This window comes from Kosmotoga arenicorallina S304, assembly GCF_001636545.1.
Taxonomy (GTDB): Bacteria; Thermotogota; Thermotogae; order Petrotogales; family Kosmotogaceae; genus Kosmotoga_B; species Kosmotoga_B arenicorallina.
The window spans coordinates 185,736-192,411 of the sequence record NZ_JFHK01000003.1 but is presented as its reverse complement, the minus strand read 5'-3'; the positions used below and the strand labels follow the sequence as shown (position 1 = coordinate 192,411).

The window sequence follows — 6,676 nt, the reverse complement described above, 5'->3', positions numbered from 1 at the left end:
TAACATTCTAGAAGAATATTTCACTCTGGAATACATCTGGTATGTGAGAAACAGGAATTATGATGCGGTATTGGGTTTGGCCATATTGGCATACAACCTCTGTGTTATTTTCAATGTCTTGAACAGCCGTCCTCACAGAAAGGTGGCTGATATTATTGGTTGTTACTGATTTTCGAGACACCCTATAATTGAATAGATTATCGAGTTTTCCTCGAAATGCATTGGTAAGAACAAGTGCATATTATATTTCTTTCCAGTAAACGTGCAGTAATGTTTTCAGAAAAAGCGAGAATAATTAATTTATAAGCTTTTCACATTGACTTTATTCTTGCGAACGATTGATATAATTTTATCTGGGAGGGATGAACATGCGTTCACTGATTAGTGTGGGGGTTATTTTATTATTTGCTATCGTTGCCCTTTCAATAAGTACATACGTTTCAATGGGAGTTGAACTCAGCGGATTGGAGAGGCAATTTTTGGGTGTGGGCCTCCAATCAGGAAAAGGTTTTTTCAGATCTGAGCTCAACTGCTATGTCCCGGTCATCCAGATTTCTTCTTTGCTGGAACTTGATCCTGCTGTATCTTTGAATTTCAGGCTGGGAAACAATTTTACCCTTTATACCGGTTTGGGTTTTATAATCCTTGTAGATTTGCATGAGGTTCAAGCTTTTATTTATTCTGATAATTCATTTAGGGTTAAAGCCGGAATCAGGCTCAAGTTATCTGAATTAATCCATATATTCGGTGAAGTAATGACCATCGCAGGCCTGGTTGACAGCCCCTACTTAATTGGCTGGTCTGGAGTTCTCTATGTTAATGCCGGTATTGGATTGAATTATTGAGGAGATGGTCATGGTGAAAAAACTACTTAGGTTATTATTGGCTTCTGCTGTAATTCTCTTAGCTTCATGCGGAATTATCCCTGTTTTACAGCAAGAAATTCCCCTTGATCCTTTTGGTGTGAAGATTCCAGGCGCGTGGGGCAATGATCTGGAGATCTTCTTTGCCATTGATAAACTCCCATCGAGCAATCCTTTGTTTGACCCTGTGACTTCTCCAATGCCTTTGAAATTGAGAATGAGCATTCCCGATTATCTGGGCTCCCTTGACGATGGTAAAGTATTGGTTTTTGAGGATGGGAAAGCTCAGGGTTTTGTGATGACAAAGGAAACAGAAGTTCGCATTGGTGCGGATATAGTTTTCCTCGTAGATACTACCGGAAGTATGTCAGACGAAATTTCCGGTATTAAGAGCAGTATTCAAGATTTTCTTCAAGCGCTGATTGATGCTGGATATGATGCGAAGGCATCCATAATACCCTTTGGAGATTATGCGCCATCTGATCCGGTTTATGAAGGCGCAAACTATTCAACTCCCTTTATAAACCTTTCAAGCCCAGGGGCCGCGAGCGACTATTCAACTGAATTAGTAGCTTATGGCGGACGGGATCTTCCAGAAAATATCTATGGCGCAATAATGTTTGCCTGGAATAACATAAATTGGAGACCTCATGCTGAAAGAGTCATTATATTACTAACAGACGCCTTTAGCCATTACACGGGAGACCAACCCCCTGACATTGCCTGGCCATATGGTATCGTTCCAGAAAATGATTTTTCCGCTAAGTACACAAAACAGGATGTTCTTGAAGCCATTTATGGATACGCTACCTTTCATATAATAGCTTCAACAGGCACGTTTTACTTTGAAAGCGATACTGATTTCAGCCATCCAGGTGATCCAAGGGAACTTGTTAACGCAACCAGCGGGCTTACAATTTACCAGGAAGGTTCAGAAGAGCCTGATCTTTCAGAGATTGGCCTAACAGAATACATACTCTCTTCATGGCTCATATTCTTTGAGACGGATTCGTATATCAATTCTCATGACTTGAGCGTATTTGTGGAACTTCCTGATGGCACTCAAGGAAGGAAGGAACTTTCAGGAGTTATTTACTGATAAAGCGGAACATAAAGTTCCGCTTTATCCATTTTCGATAAGGCCTTTTTGTGAACTACCACACCTTACCCTGCGATGACTCGTGGACCTCCATTGAGTTCCACCGTCAAAGCCCAGTCCACAGGCGTGAATTCGGGCAGTTTCTGCCCTACTGATGGTAACAAACTTGTTTTTCGTGTGCGATCTATCCATATTGTACATAGTGTCTCATCACAACAAAGCAAAATTCATCCTTGACTTCATAGAGGTCAAGGTCTTCTTTTGTGAAAATCGATAAGCCTTAAGATTCTTTTTGCATATGGACATCCACTTGAGGGAAGGGGATGGAGATGCCTTTTTCATCAAATACCAATTTTACTTGCTCATGAAGGTCAAAATATACATTCCAATAGTCAGCAGCATTTACCCAGACTTTAACTGCGAAATTCACTGAACTATCAGCCAGCTCGGCGACCCGGATAAGCGGTGCGGGTTCTTTGAGTACTTTTTCATGGTTTTGAACAATGTCCTCCAAAACTTTCTTCACTTCTCTGATGTCGGTTTCATAACCAACTCCAAATGTTAAATCCACCCGCCTTGTCTTTTCTCTGGAGAAGTTTGTTATAACGCTGCTCGCCAGAGGGCCATTGGGCATGATTATCACCTTATTATCAGGAGTATTCAATATTGTATTTATAATCTGTATTTCCTTAACAGTTCCCATATATCCATTGGCTTCAATAAAATCCCCTACCTTAAAAGGTTTGAAGAAGAGAATGAGAACACCACCCGCAAAATTTGCCAGAGTTCCCTGCAAAGCAAAACCAATCGCAAGCCCTATTGCCCCTACTAAAGCAACAAATGAAGTCATTTCGATGCCTAGCATTGAAAGTACTGTTATGAGAAGCAGCACTTTCAGCAGTATTGTTACGAGCGAAACTAAAAACCCCTTAAGCGATTCGTCCATCTTGCTCTTTTCAAAGATTTTTCTTAACACTTTTCCGATTATTCTTATCACCCAAAAACCAATTATAAGAGTGATTATTGCACCTATGAGCTTCAAACCGTATGTGGTCATGAATTCCACAATGGTGGTCTTAATGGCTTCCCAATCCATTATTTCACCCCCTAAATAACTAATTTTAACTCTCAAATTCCTAATTCTCAAAGAAATAGAAACAGCCTCCTTATATTAGGAGGCTACGTGGAAAACAAGTGAACTACCACGCCTTATAGAAGACATGGCTTCCTGCTTCAACCTGTGATGACTCGTAGACCCCTCTCGGGTTCCGCCGCCAGAGCACAGTCCACAGGCGTAAATTCGGGCAGTCCCTGCCCTACTGATGGTTGCAGACTTGTTTTTCGTTTGCAACCTATTTATATTATAGCACAGTGTTCTATCACAACAAAGCAAAATTCATCCTTGACTTATAGAAGTCAAGGTCTTCTTTTGTAAAAATCGATAAATTACCAAATAGCAAAGAATATATCGTCCATGATGTATGGATCGGATTTTGTGCCGCCACCAAAATGGTAGGACATAGGCTGGGGGAAAAGGTCTCTGTATTTGGCTTCAATTCCGTCAAAATCCCATGTGGTTATGTAAAACTTGAATCCGCTGTAAGAATCGGGTCTCCCGAAAAGCTCACCCGAGATTATCAAGGTTATTTCACCAGTCATGCTGTTTGTCTTTACTTGTGGTGTGGGTGAAATCGGTTTTCCAAAGGATTGTGGTCCGCTCCCTTCTGAAGAATAAGCGACTATGGACCAGCCATTGGCAAAGATGAAGTAATCCCAATCAGTACCTTCAGGCATCTCAGCGTTTTGATACGGCAGGATCTTTGAGCCTTTTTTATTAGGGTCGTCTATATAAATCTGGAAGGTAACATGGTCAAATCCATTTTGGGGGCTCCACGAGGTGGTGAGATCTTTGATTTTCATTGAAAGCACAAGGCTCCCGCCAACCTGTTTGAGAGTTACACCTAAAAGGTCCATTTGATTTTTGAATGTTATATCCGTTGGATATGAATATTTTCCGTAAGGACCTTTGTCATCGCCTTCAGGATCTGATTCCCGAACAAGCGCCACTTCTGGAATGTCAATTTCGACCCTGTAATCTTCTGAATATATGTAGTCTGTTTTCTTTTCACCATAAACTTTAAACACCACTGTGTGTACTCCTGGGTCGAATTTTGAAATATCCCATTCATAAGACCACTCTCCATCCACTACTGCTACTGTATCACTTGAATCCACGCGACTATCGAAGATGACTTTTATAGAAGTAGCATTAACCGCAATTCCCTTTAGCAGAATATTTCCGCTGATTTTTTGGCCATCTTTTAACTCTGGATATATTTCAAGCGTTGATGTTTTGTAACTCTTTCTCTGATCTGTTGCCACCGCAACATAAAAAGATCTCGGGTTCATTGTAACGTTGAGTTTTCCCGCTTCGCCAACGGTGTATTTTTTCTTTAGGATACTGTATGCATAAATCGGTTCTATCACCATTCCGGGCTCAAGGCCGGTATCGAGGTTTGTTATTATCCTTCTTTCATCAGCGGTATTCAAAAGCACAAACGCTGTGGTTTCAGGGTTCTCAATTTTAAAAGCGAAAATACCGGGCCCATTAGGGTTATCCTTTAATACGGTGATTTTTCCATCTCTAAAGATAGGATATGATTTCCTCAGATCAGTCAATTCTTTTATAAACTTATATAGCTCAAAATTTGTGTTGTAGTGGTCGATACCATTGGAGGCGTATCCCTCTTTGAACATGGCTGCCCTTGTCTCTGAGAATCCCTGTTCAGTTCCATAATAAATAACGGGTATACCTGGAACTGTGAACAGAAAGGCCAGCGCTTGCTTCAAAGAAGCTAAACCTGCACCTTTTAAGAACCTTTCCATATCGTGATTATCGACAAAAGTAACCAACCGCTCAGGATGATTGTATTCTTCACGTTTTTCAAGCCTATATCTGAGATTTGCCGTTGCTTTCCCCTCTTTGAATACACGCCTGATTTCGATGTTGAGAGGGAAATCAAGCATAGCGTTCATGCCGTCATTAAAATAGCTTTCTATAACCTGTTCTCCAGAATCATCAAAAGGATCTGATCTCACCCAGGCTTCCCCAAAGGTTATAAAATTTTCTTTACCAACACTTTTGGCTATCTCATATATGCCATTATTACCCGAGAGAAATTCTTTCCAGAATTCGTGAGGGACATAAATTACGGTATCAATTCTGAATCCGTCCACCCCTACTTCTTTTATCCAGAAGTTATAAGAATCTTTTAAGGCTTCTATAATAGCCGGGTTTTCGGTATTCAGGTCATCAAGGCCGGACATCTGGTAATTCAACTTCTGATCGGGATCGGAAAAGTCTCTGATGTCAGGAGTCCAATGATAGATATTTTTATCCTTATCCTCGGGGTAATTGTTGAAGAAAAAGGGGCTTTGCTCTGGCGCGCTTGTTGGAACACTGTTGACGTTAAGCAAAAACTCGCCATCGACAAATTTGAAATAATCCCCGACATGATTTGCGACTATATCTTGAATAACCAGTAACCCTCTTTTATGGGCTTCATTCACGAACTTTTTATATAATTCAAGATCGCCAAAATGCTCTTCCACTTTCTTGAAATTCCTTGCCCAGTAACCGTGATATCCACCGTAATTCACCCACGGATTCCACCACTGGTTGGCAACAGGAGGTGTAATCCAAATTGCCGTTGCTCCCAATCCTTTGATGTAATCGAGTTTTTCAATAAGCCCCGCCAAATCGCCACCATTGTAATGAGCATTGTCATTACCATATTCTCCGAAGCCAAAATCATCATTTGTCGTATCCCCATTAGCAAATCTGTCAATCATAACAAAGTAAATTATCTGATCCTCCCACTTTGGAGAAACCACTGCGAACAATAAAAGAGATTGCATAAACAAGATAAGCAAAATAAGGAATTTCACATTTCTCATAATAATAACCCCCTTAATTATTAAATCACACTATCAAGGAAATCCCCAAGCGTCTTGATCCTGAATCTATGCTCTATATGCCTGTTATAAGGCCAATCAATTATATAAGTATTAATTCCATGGCTGAGAAGATTTTCAATGTGATGCGGAGCATCATCAATGGCATAGTCTATACCAAGTATCTGGCAAAGCTGTCCCTTATTGGAACTGACAATGACCGCCCCGGAACACCCAAGATGCTTTTCGAGCCATCTCTGGCTTTGAGCCTGAACACTTCTCCCTTTTGTTGGAAAACGGGAAGTGATGAAATAAAATTCATGAATCCCTTCATTTAACAAACCAGCGAGCTTTTTCAGGTCTTCAGGAGAAGCATATGCAGGTAAGCTCTCGTAAAAGTTGGCAGTAGATTTTATCCTTTCCCACACCTTTTCTTCCATTTCAAGAGTCAACCCCGGAACACATTTCCAAAAGTCCCAGACTGTAATAATAGCATCAACAGGTGTTCCATACATCTCATTTGCAACCTTTAAAAATGCTATGTTGAAGTTAGTCAAAACATCGTCCATGTCGATCATTATTTTCATGTAACCACCCCTTTTTTTAGTCGAGATTCGAGAACCGAGACTAAGTGACCGAGAAGGCGAGAAAAAGTAACCGAGATTCCGAGATTCGAGACTAAGTGCCCGAGAACCGAGAATCCGAGAGCCGAGAGGGCGAGACCCAAGAGAACTTCTAAACACCAGCAGAGCTGGTCGTG

5 protein-coding genes are annotated in these 6,676 nt (G+C 40.9%); 2 read left to right on the top strand and 3 right to left on the bottom strand.

Annotation, left to right across the window (positions count from 1 at the left end; all coding sequences use genetic code 11):
• The first annotated feature begins 368 nt into the window (after positions 1 to 368).
• Positions 369 to 845, top strand: coding sequence for a hypothetical protein (locus AT15_RS02540; protein ID WP_068346041.1), 477 nt, complete (start codon positions 369 to 371; stop codon positions 843 to 845).
• A 13-nt stretch (positions 846 to 858) separates the two neighbouring features.
• Positions 859 to 1,962 (top strand): vWA domain-containing protein, encoded by a 1,104-nt coding sequence (locus AT15_RS02535; protein WP_161484646.1) that lies wholly within the window; start codon positions 859 to 861, stop codon positions 1,960 to 1,962.
• A 280-nt stretch (positions 1,963 to 2,242) separates the two neighbouring features.
• On the opposite strand, the gene AT15_RS02530 is transcribed toward AT15_RS02535, so the two are convergent.
• The 3 genes from AT15_RS02530 to AT15_RS02520 form a co-directional block, all read right to left on the bottom strand.
• Positions 2,243 to 3,058 carry a mechanosensitive ion channel family protein gene (locus AT15_RS02530; protein ID WP_068346037.1) on the bottom strand — a complete coding sequence of 272 codons (816 nt, stop codon included), beginning with the start codon at positions 3,056 to 3,058 and terminating at the stop codon, positions 2,243 to 2,245.
• A gap of 350 nt (positions 3,059 to 3,408) precedes the next feature.
• Complete coding sequence (locus tag AT15_RS02525; RefSeq protein WP_068346035.1) at positions 3,409 to 5,919, bottom strand: alpha-amylase family glycosyl hydrolase; 2,511 nt, start codon at positions 5,917 to 5,919, stop codon at positions 3,409 to 3,411.
• A 20-nt stretch (positions 5,920 to 5,939) separates the two neighbouring features.
• Complete coding sequence (locus AT15_RS02520; RefSeq protein ID WP_068346033.1) at positions 5,940 to 6,503, bottom strand: 5' nucleotidase, NT5C type; 564 nt, start codon at positions 6,501 to 6,503, stop codon at positions 5,940 to 5,942.
• Positions 6,504 to 6,676: the final 173 nt, after the last annotated feature.